Here is a 21,352-nt window from a genome sequence, read left to right on the forward strand (position 1 = left end):
GTGCGAAGCGGTTTTGCGTCGGATAATGCGTGAAAACAAATAGATAGAGCGGTTCCGACGATTCCGTTTAAACCGGAACCGCTCTTGCGAAACTGGTTCCAAGATAGGCGGCAAAAGCCGTCATTTTAAGGAAAAACAATTCAATTTCGGGCGATTAAATGAAAATTATACTCCGTCCTGCATGGCTGGTCATTTCTGCTGTTTTTCGTTCCAGCGCAGAAGAAACTGCGATTTCTCGAACACGAGCACCACCACGAGCGACATCGCGAAGGGGATGAGGAGATAGAGCAGCCGGAAGACGATCAGCGCAGCCAGCACGTCAGCCTGATCCATATCCGGCAAGCCGGTCAGGAAAACCAGTTCCAGAACGCCAAGACCGCCGGGAGCATGCGAGATGAGGGCTGCCGAGAATGAGACCAGGAAAATGCCGAGAATGATGAGGAAGCCGGGATTGCCGGCCTCCGGCAAGGCAAAATAGATGATGCCCGCAGCACCGATCAGTTCCAGCGGCGCGACGATCAATTGCTGCGCGACGACCGACAGGCGAGGATATTCAAGCCGGAATTTGCCGATCTGAAGCGGACGCAAATGCAGCCAGCTCCCGAAGACATAAAGCAGCACGAACGCCAGCATCAAAAGCGCGATGACAATAGAGACGGTCGGTGTCAGTTCCTCGTTGAAGCGCATGAGAATATGCGGCTCCAGCAGGAGCACGATGCTGGATGTTATGATGACGCCGAGAATGAATGTGAAAGAACAAAAGGCGATGAGAACGGCGATTTCGCTGCCCGGCATGCCTTGCGAGGAATAAGCCCGGTAGCGCACCACGGCGCCTGAGACGACGGAGGCGCCGATATTGTGCGATAGGGCGTAGGTGGTGAAGGAACACAGCGCGATGAAGAGCCAGGAAATCTTGCGCTTGAGGTGCAGGAGCGCGATGCGGTCATAGCCCGCAAGCGAACTGTAGGCCAGAAGCGCCGATGCTGTCGCCAGCACCCAATGATGGGCGCGGATGGCATAAAGACTGTCCAGAACGTCATCGAGCGAAATGCTGCGCAGTTCGCGATAGAGGAGCCAGGCTGAAACACCGACTGCGCAAATGCCTATGACCGGCCAGATGTAATCCTTCGTTTTCATCAACCGGCCACCATGCCTTCATGCTTCATATCATCCCCCTTTTTGCCCTCGATATCGGTCGAACCGTCTTGCGACATCGTCTCCGTTGTATCGGTCGGAGATTGGGTTTCCACGTTTTTTGTTTTGATCCCGGTTCCGATCGCCTTCGCCATGGCGGCGGCGATTTCTTCTTCTCCCAGGACGACGAAATCTGCACCGAGATCGTGCAGATAGTGTGCTTCTGCCTTCGAACAGGCCCGTACGATAATGCTGATTTCCGGATTGGCGGCCCTGGCCAATGCAGTGACCCGTCCGGCCTCGAAGGCATTGGGTATGGCGATGACCAGATTTCTTGCCGCCGCCGGATTGGCCGCCTGTAATATGTCGGCATCCGATCCGTTGCCTGCAATGGCTTCGATGCCTTTTTCCTTGAGCGATGCGCTGATTTTCGGCGAATCTTCAATGACCAGAAAAGGCGTGGTTTCAGCCTGCAATCCCGCGGCGATCCGGGCCCCGATCTGGCCGTAGCCAACGAGGATCGTATGTCCGGTCAGCAAAGTCTGCGGCAATGGCTCGGGATCGGCAATGCTGGGTTCTGTCCCGGCGCTTTCACCGATTGCCGTCTCGCCTTTGCTTTTCCTTTCGATCCATGGCCGCATGCGTTCGGCGGCAAGAAACATGACCGGGTTCAGGAAGATCGAGAGGATTGCGCCGGCGAGAATGAGGTCGCGCCCCGCTGGTGGCAGAAGGTTGAGGCTGACGCCCAGCCCCGCGAGAATGAACGAGAATTCACCGATTTGCGCAAGGCTTGCCGAAATGGTGAGTGCCGTGCTGACCGGGCGGCGGAAAGCGCGGACGATGAAGAACGCGGCGACCGATTTGCCGATCAGGATGATGGCAAGTGTTCCAAGTAGCGGCAGCGGATCGCGAAGCAGGCTCATCGGGTCGAACAGCATGCCGACGGAGATGAAGAACAGAACCGCGAAAGCATCGCGCAGCGGAAGGGATTCTTCCGCGGCCCGATGGCTGAGTTCGGATTCGCTCATCACCATGCCGGCGAAGAATGCCCCCAGCGCGAAGGAAACGCCAAACAGATGCGCCGCACCGAAAGCCACGCCCAGCGCGATGGCCAGCACGCCCAGACGAAACAATTCACGCGACCCGGTCTGGGCCACGACATTGAGAAGCCACGGTATGACCTTGCGGCCGACGATCAGCATCAGCGCGACGAACAGGACAACCTTGGCAATGGTGAGAAGGATGATGCCGCCAATTCCCAGGCCAAGCCATGAAACGATGGGATCGCTCGCCGCCGACCCTTCTGCGCGGCCTGTAACGCTGGCGACTGCCGGAAGCAGCACCAGCGCCATGACCATTGCAAGGTCCTCGACGATCAGCCAGCCGACGGCGATGCGCCCGCGCTCTGTATCGATCAGGCGGCGCTCCTGCATGGCGCGCAGAAGCACGACCGTACTGGCCGTCGAAAGAGCAAGGCCGAAAACGAGGCCCGCCTGCACATCCCAGCCAAGGGCGAGGCCAAGGCCGGTGCCAAGGGCTGCGGCGGCTGCGATCTGTGCAAGCGCGCCGGGAACCGCGATGGCCTTGACGGAAAGAAGATCCTTCAGGGAAAAATGCAGGCCCACGCCGAACATCAGCAGGATGACGCCAATTTCGGCAAGCTGGAGAATAAGATCCTGGTCGGCCACGAAGCCCGGCGTGTGAGGGCCGGCAATGACACCGGCGAGAAGATAGCCGACGAGGGGAGAAATTTTCAGACGGGTGGCTATCGCACCGAAGATGAAGGCCAGGCATAACCCGATAACGATCGTCGCTATCAAAGGCGTGTCATGGGGCATCAGGTGCGTTCCCCCTCTGGTTTCTCGATTGTGTATGTGGGAGCCGGGCAAGGCCTGAGCCGTGCCCGGCGAGCGGGTTATTTCTGCGCTGCGGCGCTGTCTTCGATCGCCTGATGCGCTTCCTTGCGGTGCTGCCACCAGTTGCCCAGCAGAAGCAGGATAGGTGCGGCGATGAAGATCGACGACGATGTTGCGATGACGATACCGAACAGCATCGGCACGGCAAAATTATGAACCGCGCTGCCGCCCCAGACGGCCATCGGAAGCATACACAGGAAAGTTGTCATCGATGTATAAACACAGCGCACAAGCACCTGATTGATGCTCATGTCGACGATTTCGCGCAGCGGCTTCGATTTATAAAGACGCATGTTTTCACGCATGCGGTCATAAACCACGACCTTGTCGTTGACCGAGTAGCCGATGGCGGTCAGAAGCGCTGCAATGGCCGTCAGGTTGAAATCGAGCTGGAACAGCGCGAAGAAGCCGACCATCTTCGTGGTATCGAGGACGAGCGTGATGATCGCGCCCATCGCAAAGAACCATTCGAAACGCCACCACAGATAGATGAGCATGCCCAGCGCCGACAGGATGACGGCGATGAAGCCGGAGCGCGCCAGTTCACCGGAGACTTTCGGGCCGACGACTTCCGTACGCTCGATCTTCACGCCGGGGTCGAGTTCGGTCACGGCTTCGCGCATCTTGTTGACGGCAACCGTCTGCGCTTCCTCGCCCCCTTCCTGCCGCTGAATGCGGATCAGGACATCGTTCGGGCTGCCGGCAGACTGAAGCGCGACTTCACCGAGGCCGAGCGCACCGAGCTTTTCGCGCAATTGCGCCAGATTGGCCGGTTGTGACGTCACGATCTCGGCCTGAATGCCGCCCTTGAAGTCGATGCCGTAATTCAGCCCCGGCTTGAAGAACAGGCCAATCGACAGGATCGACAGCACGATCGAGACGCCAATGCCGACAAAGCGGGCGTTCATGAAGCTGATATTCGTCTTTTCGGGAACGAATTTCAGGAACGGCTCGATGACGAGCACTTTCAGCTTACGCTTGCGAACGTACCAGGCCATGGCCATGCGAACGAGCGTGACGTCCGTGAACATGGAGATCGCGATGCCGAGCATCATGGTGATCGCAAAGCCGCGAACCGGGCCCGTGCCGAAGGTGAACAGCAGCAGGGTCGAGATCAGCGATGTGACATTCGCATCCACAATGGTGGAGAAGGCGCTGTGGAAGCCCTTGTCCAGCGCGGCCATGGCTCCGAGGCCGCGCCGCGTTTCTTCGCGGATACGTTCGTTGATGAGAATATTGGCATCAACCGCGATGCCGATGCCCAGAATGATGCCGGCGATGCCGGGCAATGTCAGCGTTGCGCCGATAAGGCTGAGGGCCGAGAAGGTGAGCAGCGTGTGGAGCAGCAGCGCCACATTGGCAATCGTACCCCAGACGCCATAAAGGAGCTGGATGAAGACCGCGACGAGCACGAAGCCGACAATGCCGGTTATCAGGCCCATCTTGATGGCGTCGCCGCCGAGATCCGGGCCGACGGTGCGTTCCTCGATGACGGTCAGCGGAGCGGGCAGGGCGCCCGCGCGCAGGAGTGCCGAGAGGACGACCGTGTCCTGCACCGTGAAACTGCCGGAAATCTGGCCCGAGCCGCCGGTGATCGGTTCACGGATGACCGGGGCGCTCAGCACCTTGCCGTCGAGTACGATTGCAAAGGGCCGGTTGACATTCTTGGTCGTGATATCGGCGAACTGGCGTGCGCCGAGACTATCGAAACGGAAGGACACGATCGGCTCATTGGTGCGCTGGTCGAAACCTGCACGCGCATCGGTGAGGCGCTCGCCGGACAGGGCGACCTGATCCTCGATCGGGTATTTGATGTTCGGGTCCTTGGAATCCGGCATGATGGTGACGCCGGGCGGCGGCGGATCGTTCGGATTGGCGTCCGCGACCATATGGAAGCTCATTTTCGCCGTGCTTCCGAGAAGCTGGCGAAGCTGCGCCGGGTCCTGGAGGCCGGGAAGCTGAACCACGATGCGGTCGGAACCCACGCGCTGGATGGAGGGTTCGGCGACGCCGACCTGGTCGACACGCTGGCGGATGATTTCAAGGCTCTGCTGGAGAGCCGCATCGAGACGATATTTGAAGCCGGCCTCGGTCAAGGTCAGGCGTATCTGGTTGTCGTTCGATGTGACGTCGATGTCGTTGATCGCCGTGCCGAAACCGCTGGTGTTGACCTGCGAAATCAGGGTGCGAAGGGCCGTTTCGGCCTTGGCGCGCTGGTCGGCATCAGGGATGGTGACGACAACGGCGTCGCCCACGGCCCGGATCGACTGCGGCTGGATGCGCTCAGTGCGCAGCTTGCTGCGGGCATCGTCAAGCAGGCTCCGCAGGCGATCCTTCTTCAGGCTGGCTGCATCGACCTCAAGCACGAGATAGGAGCCGCCGCGCAGGTCGAGGCCGAGCGTGACCTGGCGCTTGGGGAACCAGGACGGCATCGCGTCGAGTTGTTTTTGGGTGAAGAAGTTGGGCAAGGCGATGATAACGCCGATCGCAACGATCAGGCTATACAGCACGACCACCCATTTCGAAGTACGCATGGATCAAGGTTCCGGTTGGTGCGCCCCAATTGCCACTCATCGGGTGGCGGTGCGGGCATTGTTTTAATGGCGTCGAGATTGGTAGGGGCCAATCTTCAAGAATGGCTTATTATGCGCTTTTCGGCGGCGCACGGGCAGAGCCAGAATGTCCCTGCAAAACTGCGAGGCGCCGGAGTTCCTGCGCTGTTGCAGCCGGACCTGCCTCCGGAAGAAGAACAGTCGCCGCTGCTGCGGGGAATGCCGCGCCGGAGCCGTCGGGATAAGCGGCCTTGATCTTGGCCGCCATGGCTTCGATCAGGATCGCCCGCATGGGCTGGGGCGACGGAGCGGACTGCTGGCGAACAGGCGTCGCGGGACTGCCCTCGGCCTGCCTTGCCACGATGCCGCCGGACTGACCGCGAACCGCATCGTCGTCGAGCATCGAAAAATCCACGGCAAACAGAAAAGCCGTAAACGACAGAACGCACGCAAGGAGCAGCATGAACCCATGCTGCTTGTGCTGTTCCGTGTTTTTCATGCCCTTCATCAAATCGCCGAGACTTTCTCTAGAGTCTATCCGTGGAGTTGAGCCAGCTTTTCACACTCACTGCGAATCCTCATTAATCATTTGTGTTCGCACGAACAAGGAAATACTGGCATCAAGGCACGTCATATACGTTATTGATCCGCTTTCCGCGCCTTGTGAAATCTTGTAAGCGCCTATGCCTTGCAACCGTTTTAGGGCGCTTTATGTTGAAACCATGTCTTGTTGAACGGCAGAATTGAATTGGCATATTCACCAACGCTTCGTGTTCTTGCATTTTCTTTTCTCATCGGCGCCCTGACGGCGGGCGGCATTGCGCACGCCTTTGCGCAGGACAACAAGCCATCGCAGCCGCCTGCCGCACAGTCCCAGCCCGCCCAGAACCCGCCGCCTGCCGCAACCGACCAGCAGGAGGCGCCTGCACTCGTCTCAGGGGTCGTTCAACAGCAAAAGCCGGTCATCAACGATCTGAAGCAGCAGACCAAACGGATCAGCGATCAGCTCCCGAAGGCCGCATCGAGCGATGAATCCCTGGCCAATCTCAAGCTCCAGCTGGATGCCCTGTCGAAGAAGCTTCTGGAGGCAGGCGTTGCATTTCGCCCGCGTCTTGGCGAAATCAACACGCGCCTGGAGCAACTGGGGCCTGCGCCCGCCAGCGATCAGCCGCCGGAACCGGCAATCGTCAGCGAGGAACGGGCGCGGCTGACCGCCGAAAAGGCGGAAATCAACGCCATCGTCGGCGAGACGGAAGACACCTCGCTTTCCGTCAACCAGATGTCGGCGAAAATCGGCGATATGCGCCGCGACCTCTTTGCGCGCACGCTTTCCCAGCGCGTGAACCTCGACACGACACTCGGCTCGGAGGTCGCTTCCGCCGCCAGCAACCAGATGGTTTCGCTCTGGCGCATTGTCCAGTCATGGTGGCGCTTCGTCATCACCTTCAAGCTCAATTCGTTTCTCGCTGCCGCCTTCTTTGCGTTTGTGGCCGCGCTGGTCATCCAGCTGGGTGCAAGGCGTATTCTTGGAACCCTTTATCAACGTGATCCGACCGTTGAAGCCCCCTCCTATCTAAGCCGCCTTTCGGTGGCGTTCTGGTCGACGGTGATACCCTCTGCGGCTGTTGGCGTCTTTCTGGCCACGACTTACTTTTTTCTGAACTATTTCAATGTTTTAAGAACGGATATCGCAGATCTTCTCCAGTCGCTCTTCATCGTTCTGGGGCTTGTTTTCTTCATTCACAGGCTGGCGTCCGCCTGTATCAGCTCGGATATGCCGCAATGGCGCCTGATGCCGGTTGCGCCGCGTCCGGGGCGGGTGCTGGGCTGGCTGATAACGGGAACGGCGCTGACGAGCGGTCTCGATTCCTTCTTCGGAACGGTCAACCGGATACTCTCGTCGCCCTTGTCGCTGACGATGGCGAAAAGCCTGCTGGCCACGGTGATGGTCGGTATTCTCATCCTGGCGATTGCATTCCTGAGGCCCGTCGAGCGCGAAAGGAATGGCGCTGTCCGATCCTGGCCGCGCGCGTTCAGGATATTCCTGATCGTGCTGGGGCTTTTTCCCGTTCTGATCGCGCTTTCCGGCTATATCGGCATGGCGCGTTTCATCTCGCAGCAGATCGTGGTGACGGGTGCTTTTCTCGTCACCATGTATATGGGCTTCCTGACGGGGCGCGCGATTTCGGAAGAGCAGGCTTTCGCGTCCAGCAAGATCGGCAAGGCAATGCGGGAGCGGTTTCATTTCGATGAGGCGACACTCGACCAGCTTGGACTTGTGGCCGGGATTCTCATCAATCTCGTGGTGGCCCTGATCGGCATTCCGCTTGTGCTGATGCAGCTCGGCTTCCAGTGGGCTGAACTGAAAAGCACATTCTATCAGCTGATGACCGGGTTCCAGATCGGCAATATTTCGATCTCGCTCATGGGGCTTTTGACCGGTGTGCTGCTGTTCGTGATCGGCTATCTTTTGACGCGCTGGTTCCAGAACTGGCTCGACAATAGCGTCATGGCGCGCGGACGCGTCGATTCCGGGGTGCGCAATTCGATCCGCACGGTCATAGGCTATGTGGGGCTTTGCCTCGCCGCTCTGGTGGGCATATCGGCAGCCGGGTTCAATATGTCGAACCTTGCCCTCATCGCCGGCGGTCTGTCTCTCGGTATCGGTTTTGGCCTCCAGAACATCGTCCAGAATTTTGTTTCCGGCCTTATTCTGCTTGCCGAACGCCCGTTCAAGGTCGGTGACTGGGTGGAAGCGGGCACGGTCAGCGGCATCGTCAAGAAGATCAGCGTTCGTGCAACGGAAGTGGAAACCTTCCAGAAACAGTCGATCATCGTGCCGAACTCGACGCTCATCAACGGCAATGTCGGCAACTGGACCCATCGCAATAAGCTCGGACGCATCGATATCAATGTGCAGGCCTCCTATACGGAAGACCCGCGCCGGGTCCATGCATTGCTGCTCGACATCGTTCGCGGTCATCCGTCGATCCTGAAGAATCCCGAGCCGTTCGTCGCATTCCAGAGCATGAATGATTCACTGATGGTTTTTGATGTCTATGCCCATGTGGCCGACATCACATCGACGGGCGGCATCAAGAATGAACTGCGATTCCAGATCGTCGAGCGCTTCCATGAAGAAGGTTTGCACCTGTCGTCGTCGACGACGGATCTGGTGCTGAGCGTGCCCGAAATCGAAAAGCTTTCCGATCTGATGCAGAAGGGGAAAGAGCTTTCATCCGCCGGCGGCAAGAAAAAGCGGGGCGCGGAAAAGCCGGATGCGGACAAGGATGCAGACGAGCAGGCCTGATGACATTTCGTTCAGTTGCAGTTCAGTTTTGCCCGCTTATAAAAGGCTGACAGAGGGCAATAGGGCCCATGCGGCATTAGACATGTCGCGGCGGGAGCGATGGAAAGGTCGAGACGGTATGAACAGAAATCAGGTCAACAGCCTGGGCAGGCTTGTACTCGGCGCTGTAATGGGTTTTGCAGCCTCGGCTGGTGGTGCTTATGCGGCCCAGATTTCCAACAATGATAGCGGCCCCCAGACGATCGTGGTGACGGAAGGCGCCTCCAGGCGCGAAATGATTATTGCGCCGGGTGAAACGGTCGATTTCTGCGCCTCAGGCTGTTTCGTGACCTTTCCCAATGGTGATCGTGAAGCATTGACCGGCGATGAGACGGTCACGATCAGCGGCGGCAAGGCTACGTTGAAATAGCCTTTCCGTTTCCTGATGAAAAAGCCGAGGCATTGTCTCGGCTTTTGTTGAGAAGGTGTGCGGTTTTAGCTTCGAGGCTTCAGGTTCTCCGGGTCGTAGAGCGGCTTGTAGCCGATTGAGAGCACTTCGACCGGATAGGTTTCTCCGAAATATTCGACATTCAGCTTGCGGCCTTCCTGGCAATAGACCCATGGCAGATAAGCGAGCGCAATGTTCCTGCCGATGGTCGGGCCATAGGCGACCGAAGTGGTGAAGGAGCGGCGACCGAGTTCATCCACAAGCGTTTCGCCGGTTTCAGGGTCCAGTACTGGCATGATGCCGACCGGATAGCGCGCCACGCCGCTCTTATCGACATTGTCGGTCATGACGAGCGTGCACAGCATGGCCGGCTGGTGTTCGCGGGCCTTGTATTCCAGATGCCTGGCCTTGCCGCGGAAATCCGCTTCCTTCACTTTCGGGCGGGCCAGATCGGCTTCGAGAAGGTTGTACTCCGTCAGCAGATCGGCATTTTGAAGGCGCAGGCTCTTTTCCAGGCGGCGGGTATTGGCATAAGTCTCGACGCCGACGGCAATTACCCCGGTCGAACGCAAGGCATCCCACACGGCGAGCCCGTCCTCATAGCGCATATGCAGTTCCCAGCCCTGTTCGCCGACATAGGAAATGCGGAAAGCGGTGACACCCTTGCCCGCGATTTTGATCGGCTTGATGGCTGCGAAGGGGAAGTTTTCCGGATCGAGGCTCTCCGGGTTCTCGACCACTTTCTTGAGGTTTTCGCGGGCGTTCGGCCCCCAGATGCCGATGGTGACATATTTTTCCGTCACATCGGTGATGGTGACGTCAAAGCCCTTATCCTCGGCCACGCGGCGCATGTAATGGAAATCGCGCGGGCCGGCATCGGCGCCGTTAATCATCCGAATGCGGTCGGCCATGCGGATGGCCGTGAAATCGGCGCGCACCATGCCTTCGTCGTCGAGGAAGTGCGTATAGATGCCCTTGCCGATATTGGCGTCGCCGCCAATCCTGGCTGCACACAGCCATTCCATCAGCGCGACATGGTCCGGGCCTTCGATGTCATACATCGCAAAGTGCGAGAGATTGATGATGCCGCAATTTTCGGTCAGTTCGAGATGTTCGGCGTTCGAGACGCGCCAGAAATGGCGGTTGTCCCATTCGTTTTCACGCACCGGAACGCGGTCGCCGTATTTTTCCAGAAGATGCTCGTTGGCGGCATAGCCATGGGCGCGTTCCCAGCCGCCAAGCTCCATGAAATAGCCGCCCAGTTCCACTTCGCGCTCATAGAAGGGCGAGCGGCGAATATTGCGCCCCTTGGAGAAGGGTTCGCGCGGGTGGACCGCCGGATTATAGACCTTCATCGCCGTTTCCGTGCAGCGATCCCAGATGAACTGCTCGGTCATCTGGTGCGGGTAGAAACGGGAATAATCGATGGCGTGGTGATCGATGGATGTGCGCCCGTCGGTCATCCAGTCGGCGATGAGCTTGCCCATGCCGGGGCCGTCCTTCACCCATATGGCCACCGCATACCAGAGGCCGCGCACCTTCTGGCTTTCGCCCATCGACGGGCCGCCATCGGTTGTCACTTGCAGGAAACCGTTGAAGGAGTGGCTTTCATTATAGCCAAGCTCGCCGAGAATGGGCGTCAGCTCGATGGCGCGTTCGAGCGGTTCCAGAATCTGCTCCATTTCGAGGTCGCGCTGTGAGGGCGAAAGGCGTGCTTCATGCTTTTCCAGAAGATCGCGCGGGTGACAGAGGCGAGGATTGGTTTCCTCGTAATAGCCCCATTCGATCTGGCCGCCTTCCGCGGTCTTCGGGTCGCCGGTATCGCGCATATAGGCGGAATTGCCCTGGTCGCGCAGGAGCGGCCAGCCGATTTCCTTGCCCGTTCCCTCAAACTCATTATAGGGGCCAAAGAAGGTCAGCGGATGGTCGATCGGCATCACGGGCAGGTCTTCGCCGACCATTTCGGCGATCAGACGGCCCCAAAGCCCGGCGCAGATGATGACATAATCGGCTTCGATTGTGCCGCGATGGGTGACGACGCCCTTGATGCGGCCATTTTCGACAATCAGCGACTGGGCCGGTGTGTTGGCGAAGCTCTGGAGCTTGCCCGCGGCTTCCGCCTGGTCGATCAGCTTGCCCGCGACAGTCTGCGAGCGCGGGATGACGAGACCGGCATCCGGGTCCCACAGTCCGCCCTGAACCATGCCTTCTTCGATGAGCGGGAATTTTTCCTTGATCTCCGCCGGTTCCATCAGGCGCGCGCGGGTGCCGAAAGCCTTGCCCGAGGCGACCTTGCGCTTGATCTCGTCCATGCGGGCATCGTCACCGATGCGGGCTACCTCGATACCGCCGACGCGGGCGTAATGCCCCATCTTTTCATAGAAATCGATGGAATAGAGCGTTGTCCAGCACGATAGAAAATCGTGGCTCGTCGCATAGCAGAAATCGGAAGCATGGGCGGTGGAGCCGATATCGGTCGGGATGCCGGACTTGTCGATGCCGACAATATCGTCCCAGCCGCGCTCGATCAGATGATGTGCGACAGAGGCGCCGACGATACCGCCAAGCCCGACAATCACAACTTTCGCCTTCTTGGGAAACTCTGCCATTTTATGCGATCCTGATTGGTATTTTCCAAAACCATAATCGTTGGCCGGTCGCGACATTTGCCTCTATACGACATATTCGCAGCGCCGGACGACTGCATCGCAGCTTCTTAAAACCTGCGCGGGCTGAATGTGGGCTGTCCTGTTCGCGACATGGCCATCGATCCGGTCCCGGCAGATGGCCTGGCCTGTGAAACTGATTCCGGAAAAGCCAGTATGGTTTTGATTTTCTTTTGAAAGTGGGGCGGGTGAGATTGCACCGTTGGAGGCGTAATTCCATCCTTTCCCGATTTACCCTTAAGCGGCGATGAGCATTTTGCGCTCGGCGCGCTCCTGTTGCGGCGAACGTCCGTAAAGCTCGCGATAGCATTTGGAAAAATGCGATGCCGAGACGAAGCCGCAGGCAACAGCCACTTCCACAACCGGCATGGATGATTGCAGCAGGAGATGGCGCGCCCGGTCGAGCCGGATTTCCAGATAGTAACGGGCGGGAGACCGGCCCATTTCCTGGCGGAAAAGACGCTCCACCTGACGGCGCGAAAGGCCGATCGTATGCGCCACATTGATGAGCGCCTGCGGCTCTGACAGATTGGCTTCCATCATCTCGATGATGGTGAGCACTTTCGAATTCTGTATGCCGAGGCGCGCGCGCAGCGGCAGGCGCTGGCGATCCTGCGGGCTGCGCACGCGATCCGTCAGGGCCTGCTCGCAGATCTTGTTGACCAGATTGGCGTCGAAATCATCGCCGATGAGTTTCAGCATCATGTCGAGAGAAGCCGTGCCGCCCGCACAGGTGTAGAGATTGCTGTCGACCTCGAACAGGTCGGCATAGACCTCAGCCTTTGGAAATGCTTCCGCAAAGCCCGGCAGGTTTTCCCAATGGATGGCGCAGCGCCGGCCGGACAGAAGCCCGGCGGCGGCCAGAATATGCGCGCCGGTGCAGAGCCCGCCCACCGCCACGCCGCGATTATATTCCTCGCGCAGCCAGGCGAAGACGGATTTGTTGCGGAACTCTTCGACATAGACGCCCGAACAGACGAAAACCATGGAAGGCCGCTGTTCGCGCTGGAGAAAGCGGCGCTCATCTTCCAATGAAGCATTGACCGCGCATTCCACGCCGTTGGAGGCCGTTACCGGCTTGCCGTCAACCGATGTCAGGCGCCACTGATAGGCGTCATAGCCCAGCATCCGATTTGCGATGCGCAATGGCTCGATGGCCGTTGCAAACGCAATCATCGAAAAGTTTGGAACAAGAAAAAAGACAATAGACCGCTTAACCGATGAAGCCTGGATCATAGCCCGACCGTTCCCATTCTCGAAAGCTCCGGCTGCGGTTCCCGACGCAGCTGAAGCCTTGTGTCTCCGTCATGACACCGGGTTATTCTGGGCCCGGTTTTTCCGGTCGCTTTCAGACCGGCGATCCTGTTGCGCCGGCCCGGTTTCACAGGGGGAGGGCGATGGCGCAAACAAGACAGTGTTCTATTGAGACACAGAACGGGTAGGTTGCAAAGTGCGGCTAAATGCCTGCCGCGAAAAGGTATTTCCATGTCGGAAAATTGAGGGCGGATCGCATGATCGCCCTCAATCCGGTTTCAGTTTCTCCGGTTGAATTCCGCGGCGTTCTTCAGGCTCGGCAGCCGATCATCGACATTGGGCCAACCGATGTCGTGCAAGATGTGTTCCGGCAGCGATTCCAGCACGCGGCGGCTGCGCCTCACGCGCCGCTCATAAGACCAGTTTTCAACCTGCCTTTGCACTTTGGAATAAAGCTCCGGAAGCCATGACGACAGGTTTGCAACGGAAGACGTCGACGCAAAGCGAAGAACTGTCGTCCGGCCATTGGGGGCGGATTGGCATTGAACAGTCATTTTCTTTTCCTCGATCAGAAGGTTCGGTTGCTGCGCTCGTTGCAGCTTGTTGGTGTCGTCACTGTGCATTCCGCTTGACGTTCAATCAAACGAAATATAGAAAGCCTTAAGATCAGAAAATTTGAACATTCTGCACGAAAACGGAGTCCGTCATGACAGCGCCCGTTCACCATCCCCTTCCCATGCTCGATATTGATGTGCTGCGCACATTTGTGGCGATTGCCGATACGGGAAGCTTTTCGTCGGCGGCGAATGCGGTCTTCCGCACGCCGTCGGCTGTGTCGATGCAGATCAAGAAACTGGAAGAACAGCTTGGTGTTGCGGTTTTCGACCGGGATGCGCGCTCGGTCACGCTGACCAGCGACGGCGAGATATTGCTCGGATATGCGCGGCGTCTTCTGGCGCTCAATCGGGAGGCGGTATCGAAATTCGTTGCCCCGACAGTCACGGGCGTCGTCCGCTTGGGATCCCCCGACGATATCGGCGAATGTGTGCTGCCGCTCGTATTGAAGCGTTTTGCTGAAAGTCATCCGGGCGTGACGGTCGATGTGGTGATCGATCAGAGCAGCAACCTGCGCAAGCGGCTCGATGAGCGTCGGCTGGACGTGACGCTGATCAACATGTCCCATGCGATATTGAACAAGGGCGACGTGGAGGTTCTGCTGGATGAGGAGCTTGTCTGGGCCGGGGCCAAGTGCGGTACGGCCTATCGCCGGGACCCTCTGCCGCTTTCCATCTGGGAAGAGGGCTGTGCCTGGCGCGGCAGCGCGCTGGAAGCATTGGAAAGCAGCGGCCGAGCTTATCGCATCGCCTATATGAGTTCGCATTCCACCGGCCAGCGGGCGGCGATCATGGCCGATCTTGCGATAGCGCCATTCGGCAAGACGCTTTTGAGCGATGGGATTGTTGCTCTGGGGCCGGAGCATGGCCTGCCCGCCCTGGGCCGCTATCAGCTTGGCATGGTTGTCAAGCCGGAAGCCGGACCGCACATTCAGGTCGTCGCCGACCACCTGCGCAGTGTTTTCGAAGCCTATCGCCGTTCCGGTCGCTTTGAGACGTTCCGCTCCTGCTAAATTACCCTATTCATACGACATGCTTTGAGTTTTGTTTTCATGCATGTCTTCCTCCCATCGCAGCGGGATCGGAAAACAGCCCGGCGAACTGATTTCCCCGTGAAAGCGGCTTCCACTTTTGGGTGGCATATATCAATAATAGCCCACAGTTTATTGGGGTCTTAACTGGCGCATTCTCTTGCCAGTGAAAAAGACTGCGCTAAATTTCTTTCGTGACAGCCGAGTGAATCGGCTTCACCGCCAGATGCCGGGCAGGGGCTTCGCATGGGGCGGGAGGCATAACTGGTTTGAACAAACCCGGAATTCTGGAATGGTGCCTGCTTTATGAGAAGCGCGGGAACCGCCTTAATTCATTGTCGCATTTTTCAACGCAAAACCGCTTCGCAGTTTTGCTGGAAGTGCTTTTGCGCCTGTTCCTTCGAAAGGACAGATTCGCGCATCCCATTGGAGAGACTGTCATGAAGCTGACCCGACTTGTCCCTGTTGCTATCGTGCTCTGCGCATTCACGCTTGCGTCCTGCGCGAACACCGTTCGCGGCGTGGGCCGCGATGTGAAGAGCACCGCTCATGCGATTCAGGATACGGTGGAATAATACCAGGTATCGATAAGCTTGCTCATCGATACTTGGGTATAAGCCCGTGCGGCGATTGAGCATTTTCAGGGCGTGGATAGCGTGAGCATCTTGGCGCCTTGGCATAAGAGCGCAGGCGGCCCGGTTTTTCCGGGCCTTTCCTTATGGCACCAGAAAATAGCTGACGGTCATGTGCCTGTCTGGCCAGGTTTTGTATTCGATGTCGGTCGTGGTGATGCCATCGTGAGGCACGGTGATATTCGCATCGCGCAGCATGGCAGCGATGCGGTCATTGGGTTCGGCGCCGCCGAACCACATGACAAGCACGGGCGGCGTGAGATGTGCCTTGGCATCCGGCGTCTCGGGATGGATCACGTGCAGTGACGAATCGAACAATCGGAAATTGCCGGGTATCTGAGCATTGTCGGTCAGGATCGTCTTGAACGGGCCTTTGGCCTGCACTTCCTCGTAAAAATGCCGATAGTCGAGCTGGCCGAAGGGCGGAGAGCTGGACCCATAAATCAGGTAATAGCTGAGCACCGGTGGCACGATGAGCGCGACAACAGCGCTTATGACGGCATAGTCTGTCAGGGCCCGGTTTCCCGCCCGATAACGGGCCATAAGGCTGGCCATAAGCGCCGGAGTGAGAAACAGGACAGGCTGGAGCCATCGATCCTTCACATTATTGGCGCCGGTGGCGGTGACGCCGACGAACACAATCCCCAGACCGACCAGAATCAGGAGGCTCAGGAATTTTTCGCCATCGGTCAGCGGGGTGGAGGGTGTGGTTCGCTTTTTCCAGTGAATGAACGCGATGATGCCCGCTATTGCAAGCGCGAGGATGGAAAACAGAAATGCGGCTTCTATCAGGCTTTCGACGCCCATCAGCCGGTCGAAGAAAATATTGCCGGAAGCCCCGATTTCAAACTTGTTCGCGCGCGCCAGCACACTTGATTTATGCGCGAACATCCAAAGCGCTGTCGGTCCAAAGCAGATGCCAAATGCCAGGATCGTGACGAGGCTCAGTTTTGAGAGCAGTATCCGGCGGTATTCGGGAATAAGAAGACCCGTCACGATCAGCATGATGAGGAAGAACGAGGCATTGAACTTGCCGAGGATGGCGGCAGCCATTGCCATGCCGAGTGCGGCGGCGGAAACGGGGCTGCGCTTGCGCATATGCCAGGCGAACGCCAGAAATGCCCAGCCGCAACCGGCTGTGCCGGCGACCGAATGCGTCAGGGCGCGCTGCGATTCCCATCCGATTTGCGGAATGAGAAACAGGCCGAGCATGCCGGCCGAGGCGACGATCCGCGAAAAGCCGAGCAGTCTCATGGCGCCGTAAACACTCAGGAACAGGCTCGCAAGCATGCTGAATTTTACGATCTGGAGTGTGAGCATCGATGTGCCCAGCACGGATGCCGCCAGATTGGTGATCCATGTATAAAGCGGCGGCTGGGAGCCGCCATAGCCCCAATCCAGATAGCCGATATTGGCCAGCTGCTCGGCATCGTCGAGGCCCGCGCCATTGGAAACCATGGCGACGAGGACAGCCTGGAAGGCAAAATAGCACAGTACGAAAATGACGGCCAAAGGCAGGCCGAAAAGCTTGCCGTCGGCAGTGGAAACAGCAGTGGCTGGTCGTTGTGCAGTCAAATGCCTTGCCCTGAATAAAATTCGCCTGTGCAGGCTCCATTAAAGCAACGTGCATTTCACAGGATTATGTCCGGATTTCAATCGGACAGCACAAAAAGCTTTGTAACAAAGGCGTGTAATCGTGCAATTCGGTGGGATCAAGGGACAATGTACCCAGTATAGGCACTCTTTGCCGGCTGAAAATGGCAAAAACCGCGCTGCCGAAGGTGCACGGTTTTGCCAGTTACGCATGGCATCTCCGCCGAACGATACACTGGCGGGATATACTGTGCTCCGGTACGCAGTACCAGATCCGGAGCCGAGAGCGGTGCAACCCGTCTCGTGCTCCTTTCTAGCCCAACATCGTTACCGTACGGTTATCAGAGACTTAAGCAAATCTAAACAATGCAAGTTTTTTGCGTTGGCAATTCTTTACCTGCTGCCGGATTTCGAGCGCAGGTAATTGATGATGGCTGAAAAATCTTCGCCGCCATGGCCCTCATTGTCGAAAAGGCTGTAAAGTTCCTGCGCATGGGCGCCAAGCGGCGTATCCGCGCCCGCACTTTTGGCCGCTTCCTGCGACAGTTTCAGGTCTTTCAGCATGAGTGCCGCGGCAAAGCCCGGCTTGTAGCCGCGATTTGCGGGTGAGGTCGGAACGGGACCGGGAACCGGGCAATAGGTGGTGAGCGACCAGCACTGGCCGGAGGAGGTGGAAGCCACGTCGAACAGGGCCTGATGGGAAAGGCCCAGCTTTTCCGCCAGAACGAATGCTTCGCTGACGCCGATCATCGAAATGCCGAGGATCATGTTGTTGCAGATCTTTGCCGCCTGCCCGGCGCCATCGCCGCCGCAATGGACGATCTTGCCGGCCATGGGCTGAAGAATAGGTTCGCCGCGCTTGAAAGCGTCGTCGCCGCCGCCTGCCATGAAGGTCAGTGTGCCCGCCGCCGCGCCGCCGGTGCCGCCGGAAACCGGCGCATCAATGGAGAGATGCCCGTGCGCCGCCGCCAGTTCATGCGCCTTGCGGGCCGAATCGACGTCGATTGTCGAGCAATCGATAAAAAGCGTGCCCTTGCGGGCCTTGGGCGCAATGTCTTCATAAACCGAGATAACATGCTTGCCAGCGGGCAGCATGGTTATCACCGCATCCACATCGGAAACGGCCTCCGCAGCGCTTGCCGCGATTTCGAGGCCGTTGGCCCGTGCTTCTTCAAGATGCTGCGGCAGCAGGTCGAAGCCCAGCACCCGATGGCCGGCCTTGACCAGATTGGCGGCCATCGGGCCTCCCATATTGCCCAGGCCGATAAATGCGATTGTGGCCATGACAAAACCTCCCTTGCTGATAGTTTGCGCTTCAACGGCCGATCATGTGACGGGCGATGATGACGCGCATGATTTCGTTGGTGCCTTCAAGAATTTGATGGACGCGCAGATCGCGCACCAGTTTCTCCACGCCATAATCGTGAAGATAACCATAGCCGCCCAGAAGCTGGAGGGCATCGTTGGCGATGTTGAAGCCCGTATCGGTCACGAAGCGTTTCGCCATGGCCGACCATTTGCCGGCGTCGTGGGTCTTGCGGTCTAGCTTGCTCGCTGCCGTATAAAGAAGCATGCGCGAGGCGGCCAGTTCCGTTTCCATGTCGGCGAGGCGGAACTGCAAGGCCTGAAAACGATCGATCGTTTGTCCGAATGCCTTGCGCTCGGCGCAATAGTCCAGCGCCTTGGTTGTGGCGGCTTGCGCGCCGCCAAGCGAGCAGGCGGCGATATTGAGACGCCCGCCGTCGAGCCCCGCCATGGCGATCCTGAAGCCTGCGCCTTCATCGCCGAGCCGGTTCTCCACCGGCACGCGGCAATTGTCAAAAATGACGGTCCGGGTCGGCTGGGCGTTCCAGCCCATTTTGAATTCATTGGCGCCGAAAGACAGGCCCGGTGCATCTTTAGGCACAACAAGCGTGGAAATGCCTTTGGGACCGTCCTCGCCGGTACGCACCATGGCGACATAGAGATCGGTGGAGCCTGCGCCCGAGATGAACTGCTTTGCGCCGTTGACGATATAATGATCGCCGTCGCGCACGGCGCGGGTCTTGAGCGCGGCTGCGTCGGAACCTGAACCCGGCTCCGTGAGGCAATAGCTCGCCAGCCATTCCATGGAGGTCAGCTGCGGCAGGAAGCGCTGGCGCTGGTCCTCATTGCCGAAACTGTCGATCATCCATGCGGCCATGTTATGGATCGACAGAAAGGCCGAAAATGTCGGGCAAGCGGCGGCAAGCGCCTCAAAAATAAGCACCGCATCGAGCCGTTTCAGGCCTGATCCGCCCACATCGTCACGCACATAGATGCCGCCCATGCCGAGCGGCCCCGTCTCGCGCAGGATGTCGACGGGGAAATGCTTGTCGCGGTCCCATTGCAGCGCTTGCGGCGCGATCCGGTCGGCGGCGAAAGCCTGCGCCATCTCCTGAATGGCGCATTGCTCTTCGTTCAGTTCAAACTGGTTCTGATCGGCAGTATCCATGGTTTCCTCCCTATGAGCACCGCTTTCATGTTCCGACTAGAGCATAAGAGCGGGATGCTGCCAACGCTCCATTGGAATAATGTTGCGCACATTTGCAATAAACCGATGCGCATTTTTGCATAGAAGGTGGCGGTTCGGCTGCGCATTGCCAGCGGTGTCAACTTCGGTTAGAGCGGTTCCGGTTAAAACGAAATCGCTCTAACCGCTCCAGCTATTTGTTTCGTCGCATTTGCCTCACGCAAAACCGCTTCGCACTTTGCTGGAAATGCTCTAGGCAGGCTCCCATGGCTCGCGCGATCATGTTTCAGGGAACCGGCTCGGATGTCGGCAAGAGTGTTCTTGTCGCCGGGCTTTGCCGTGTTGCGCGCAATCGCGGCCTGAAAGTGCGCCCGTTCAAGCCGCAGAATATGTCGAACAATGCCGCCGTCAGCGATGATGGCGGCGAGATCGGCCGCGCGCAATGGCTTCAGGCGCTTGCCTGCGGCGTGCCGTCCTCGGTGCATATGAACCCGGTTCTGCTCAAACCCCAGACGGATATGGGCAGCCAGCTTATCGTGCAGGGACGGGTGCGGGGCGAGGCGCGCGGGCGTTATTATCAGCAATTGAAGCCGCAGCTCATGGCGGCGGTGATGGAGTCCTTTGCCAGGGTCGGTGAAGGCGCTGATCTGGTGCTGGTGGAAGGCGCCGGGTCGCCGGCTGAAATCAATCTTCGCGCGGGCGATATAGCCAATATGGGCTTTGCCACCCGCGCCGAGGTGCCGGTGGTCCTGGTCGGCGATATCGACCGGGGCGGGGTGATTGCCTCGCTGGTCGGCACCCACACGATTTTGCCGCAGGAAGACCGCGCCATGGTGCAGGGCTTTCTCATCAACAAGTTTCGCGGCGATATTGCCCTTTTCGATGACGGCCTGGAGGTAATCACGCGCTTTACCGGCTGGCGGTCTTTCGGTGTGGTGCCGTGGCTGAAGGCCGTGTCGCGCCTGCCAGCGGAGGATTCCGTCGTTCTGGAGCGCGCGGTGCGCGGGGACAAAAGGGCGCTTGTGGTGGCCGTGCCCATGCTGCCGCGTATCGCCAATTTTGATGATCTCGATCCGCTGAAGGCAGAGCCCGCGGTCGAGGTGGTGATGGTGCCGCCCGGTTCCAGCCTGCCTGCGGATGCGGGGCTGGTCGTGCTGCCCGGCACGAAATCCACGATTGCCGATCTGCTGGCGCTGCGTGACAACGGTTGGGACCGCGAATTGTCCGCCCATGTGAAGCGGGGCGGCCATGTGCTTGGTATTTGCGGCGGATTCCAGATGCTTGGGCGGCGGATCAGTGATCCGGCGGGCATCGAAGGCCATGTGCGCGATATCGAGGGGCTTGGCCTTCTCGATATCGAGACGCTGATGGAGCCGGAAAAGGTGGTTCGCAATGTGCAGGCGGTGTCGCTGCTGCACGATGCCCCGCTGGAAGGCTATGAAATCCATATCGGGCGCACCGTCGGGCCGGATATGGCGCGGCCTTTCGCGCAGATCGGCGATCATGACGATGGGGCTGTTTCGCCAAATGGCCGCATCATGGGAACCTATCTTCACGGTGTTTTCGGTGCGGATCGTTTTCGCCAGCGCTTCTTGCGCGCGCTGGGTGTGGATGGGGGGCTGACCAATTATCGCGCTGGAGTAGAAGCCGCGCTGGATGAGCTGGCCGAAGAACTGGAAGCATGTCTCGATATTGAGGCGTTGTTCACAGTTCATAAATTGTAGAATACTTA

Annotated in this window: 15 protein-coding genes; 5 read left to right on the top strand and 10 right to left on the bottom strand. The window is 58.5% G+C overall.

The features are described from left to right. Nucleotides 1–189: 189 nt before the first annotated feature. The 4 genes from AVM02_RS03180 to AVM02_RS03195 all read right to left on the bottom strand — a co-directional run bounded on the left by AVM02_RS03180 (nt 190) and on the right by AVM02_RS03195 (nt 6,110). Complete coding sequence (locus AVM02_RS03180; protein WP_411505576.1) at nt 190–1,137, bottom strand: lysylphosphatidylglycerol synthase domain-containing protein; 948 nt, start codon at nt 1,135–1,137, stop codon at nt 190–192. Further along, entirely contained in the window at nt 1,137–2,972 is a 1,836-nt protein-coding gene (gene ybaL / locus AVM02_RS03185) for a YbaL family putative K(+) efflux transporter (protein WP_411505577.1), read from the bottom strand. Before ybaL ends, AVM02_RS03180 begins: the two co-directional genes overlap by 1 nt. 77 nt (nt 2,973–3,049) lie before the next feature. After that, nucleotides 3,050–5,584, bottom strand: a complete 2,535-nt coding sequence (gene secD / locus AVM02_RS03190) for a protein translocase subunit SecD (protein WP_411505578.1) — start codon at nt 5,582–5,584, stop codon at nt 3,050–3,052. A 109-nt stretch (nt 5,585–5,693) separates the two neighbouring features. Continuing rightward, nucleotides 5,694–6,110 carry a hypothetical protein gene (locus AVM02_RS03195; protein ID WP_411505579.1) on the bottom strand — a complete coding sequence of 139 codons (417 nt, stop codon included), beginning with the start codon at nt 6,108–6,110 and terminating at the stop codon, nt 5,694–5,696. 240 nt (nt 6,111–6,350) lie between these two features. On the opposite strand from AVM02_RS03195, the gene AVM02_RS03200 reads away from it, so the two are divergent. Continuing rightward, nucleotides 6,351–8,912 carry a mechanosensitive ion channel domain-containing protein gene (locus AVM02_RS03200; RefSeq protein WP_411505580.1) on the top strand — a complete coding sequence of 854 codons (2,562 nt, stop codon included), beginning with the start codon at nt 6,351–6,353 and terminating at the stop codon, nt 8,910–8,912. A 118-nt stretch (nt 8,913–9,030) separates the two neighbouring features. After that, entirely contained in the window at nt 9,031–9,321 is a 291-nt protein-coding gene (locus AVM02_RS03205) for a hypothetical protein (protein ID WP_411505581.1), read from the top strand. A gap of 65 nt (nt 9,322–9,386) precedes the next feature. Here AVM02_RS03205 and AVM02_RS03210 read toward each other — a convergent pair whose 3' ends face one another. From AVM02_RS03210 to AVM02_RS03220, 3 genes are all read right to left on the bottom strand, one after another. Further along, nucleotides 9,387–11,948 (bottom strand): GcvT family protein, encoded by a 2,562-nt coding sequence (locus AVM02_RS03210; RefSeq protein WP_411505582.1) that lies wholly within the window; start codon nt 11,946–11,948, stop codon nt 9,387–9,389. A 294-nt stretch (nt 11,949–12,242) separates the two neighbouring features. Then, complete coding sequence (locus AVM02_RS03215) at nt 12,243–13,241, bottom strand: GlxA family transcriptional regulator (protein ID WP_411505583.1); 999 nt, start codon at nt 13,239–13,241, stop codon at nt 12,243–12,245. A 296-nt stretch (nt 13,242–13,537) separates the two neighbouring features. After that, nucleotides 13,538–13,813, bottom strand: a complete 276-nt coding sequence (locus tag AVM02_RS03220; protein WP_411505584.1) for a DUF1127 domain-containing protein — start codon at nt 13,811–13,813, stop codon at nt 13,538–13,540. 152 nt (nt 13,814–13,965) lie between these two features. Between AVM02_RS03220 and AVM02_RS03225 the strand changes: the two genes are divergently transcribed. Both AVM02_RS03225 and AVM02_RS03230 read left to right on the top strand, forming a co-directional pair. Further along, entirely contained in the window at nt 13,966–14,886 is a 921-nt protein-coding gene (locus AVM02_RS03225) for a LysR family transcriptional regulator (protein ID WP_411505585.1), read from the top strand. Nucleotides 14,887–15,344: 458 nt separating this feature from the next. Further along, the gene (locus AVM02_RS03230; RefSeq protein ID WP_411505586.1) at nt 15,345–15,479 is read left to right on the top strand and encodes an entericidin EcnAB; all 135 of its coding nucleotides are present in this window, start codon (nt 15,345–15,347) and stop codon (nt 15,477–15,479) included. Between the two features lie 141 nt (nt 15,480–15,620). On the opposite strand, the gene AVM02_RS03235 is transcribed toward AVM02_RS03230, so the two are convergent. The 3 genes from AVM02_RS03235 to AVM02_RS03245 form a co-directional block, all read right to left on the bottom strand. Next, nucleotides 15,621–17,111, bottom strand: a complete 1,491-nt coding sequence (locus AVM02_RS03235; protein WP_411505587.1) for an ArnT family glycosyltransferase — start codon at nt 17,109–17,111, stop codon at nt 15,621–15,623. Between the two features lie 411 nt (nt 17,112–17,522). Beyond that, nucleotides 17,523–18,413: a 3-hydroxyisobutyrate dehydrogenase gene (gene mmsB, locus AVM02_RS03240; protein ID WP_411505588.1), complete on the bottom strand. Its 891-nt coding sequence runs from the start codon at nt 18,411–18,413 to the stop codon at nt 17,523–17,525. Between the two features lie 31 nt (nt 18,414–18,444). Beyond that, nucleotides 18,445–19,602 (bottom strand): isobutyryl-CoA dehydrogenase, encoded by a 1,158-nt coding sequence (locus AVM02_RS03245; protein WP_411505589.1) that lies wholly within the window; start codon nt 19,600–19,602, stop codon nt 18,445–18,447. Between the two features lie 284 nt (nt 19,603–19,886). Between AVM02_RS03245 and AVM02_RS03250 the strand changes: the two genes are divergently transcribed. Further along, the gene (locus AVM02_RS03250; RefSeq protein WP_411505590.1) at nt 19,887–21,344 is read left to right on the top strand and encodes a cobyric acid synthase; all 1,458 of its coding nucleotides are present in this window, start codon (nt 19,887–19,889) and stop codon (nt 21,342–21,344) included. The last annotated feature ends 8 nt before the right edge of the window (nt 21,345–21,352 follow it).

Source organism: Brucella anthropi, from assembly GCF_046630315.1.
In the GTDB taxonomy this organism is placed as follows: Bacteria; Pseudomonadota; Alphaproteobacteria; order Rhizobiales; family Rhizobiaceae; genus Brucella; species Brucella anthropi_A.